Source organism: Shewanella sp. 11B5 (genome assembly GCF_002836795.1).
Classification (GTDB): Bacteria; Pseudomonadota; Gammaproteobacteria; order Enterobacterales; family Shewanellaceae; genus Shewanella; species Shewanella frigidimarina.
Genome location: NZ_PJAP01000090.1, coordinates 1 through 1,319, shown reverse-complemented (window position 1 = coordinate 1,319; position 1,319 = coordinate 1). Strand labels below are relative to the sequence as shown.

Sequence of the window (1,319 nt, the reverse complement as noted above, 5' to 3'; positions counted from 1 at the left end):
ATGTTTTAAACCAGTAACAGTATCTCGGCTTAAGGTGGTGTTGGTCGCGATAACACCATCAAACTGATTACTCATCAATGAGTCAGCTATCGCGCTGATTTCTTCTGAGGTTAAATCAGGAGCAATTTTTAGCGCAACAGGGACATATTTACCATGTTTAGCGGCTAATTCAGTTTGTTTGGCTTTAATTGAGCTAAGTAAGTCATCAAGTAACTCACCGTATTGCATTGAACGTAAACCAGGAGTGTTAGGAGAGGAAATATTAACTGCAATATAGCTCGCATATTGATAAACCTTTTCCATACAAATTAGGTAGTCATCTTTACCCTGCTCTACTGGAGTGTCTTTATTTTTACCTATGTTCACGCCAACCATAATGTCAGACTTTTTGGCCATTAAATTACGAACCAGATTATCGACACCTTTATTATTAAAGCCCATACGATTAATAATGCCTTTGGCAGGTTTTAATCGAAATAAACGAGGTTGATCGTTACCAGCTTGCGGGCGTGGTGTTACTGTCCCTACTTCAACATGGCCAAAACCCATCGCATGAAAAGCATCAATTGACTCGCCGTCTTTATCTAATCCTGCTGCTAAACCGACAGGATTGGGGAACGTCAGTCCCATACAGGTTACTGGGGAAGATTTAACCTGTTGACGATAAAAACAATTCAACAGATTGTTTCCGGTCATTTTCAAACTGCCAATCGCGATATTGTGGGCTAACTCAGGGTCCATCTGAAACATTACTTTTTGCGCGAGTTTGTAAAACATGTTTTCTCCTAGACCTAAAAAAAACCCCAGCAATTGCCAGGGCTTATTCACATTATAAAAACTACTTCTGACCTTCGCAATGCAAAATCAGCAAGTTCAGTTCTCTTAAGGCGACTGAGAACTTAGCAAATTCATGGGTTTGAGAAACCTTGAAGTCCGCTAACATGTGATACCATCTTTCAAGCAATGGTTTGTTTAATGTAATCCATTGATTAATAACACTATCTGCATCGCAAGTATCCGTACAAGTACGTAATACTGCAGAACTTAATGCACGTTGTTGCCAATCAAGTTCTTCTCTGAATGCAGCACGAGCAAGTGCTTGCCAATGGTTAGCTACAGGTTGAGCACTGATTTGTTCTAAGAACCAATGTAATTCAACTTTAGCACCGAGTTTGAAGTAAGTTTCTGATACCAGCTCAACTGACTTATTCTCGATTTGAGCAATTTGTGCAATGTCTAACGCAGAGAATAATGTACTCATTTTAGCGACAACTTGTGCAACTGCTTTAGGGACATTCTCTTTCGTTAGTGCAGTAATT

Annotated in this window: 2 protein-coding genes; both read right to left on the bottom strand. The window is 39.7% G+C overall.

Features of this window, described 5'->3' with window-relative positions; genetic code table 11:
- A partial coding sequence (gene pyrD, locus CXF78_RS00745; protein ID WP_102035708.1) for a quinone-dependent dihydroorotate dehydrogenase occupies positions 1-777 on the bottom strand: 777 nt, incomplete at its 3' end.
- A 61-nt stretch (positions 778-838) separates the two neighbouring features.
- On the bottom strand, positions 839-1,319 hold a 481-nt coding region (locus tag CXF78_RS00740), incomplete at its 5' end, for an NAD-glutamate dehydrogenase domain-containing protein (RefSeq protein WP_145991285.1).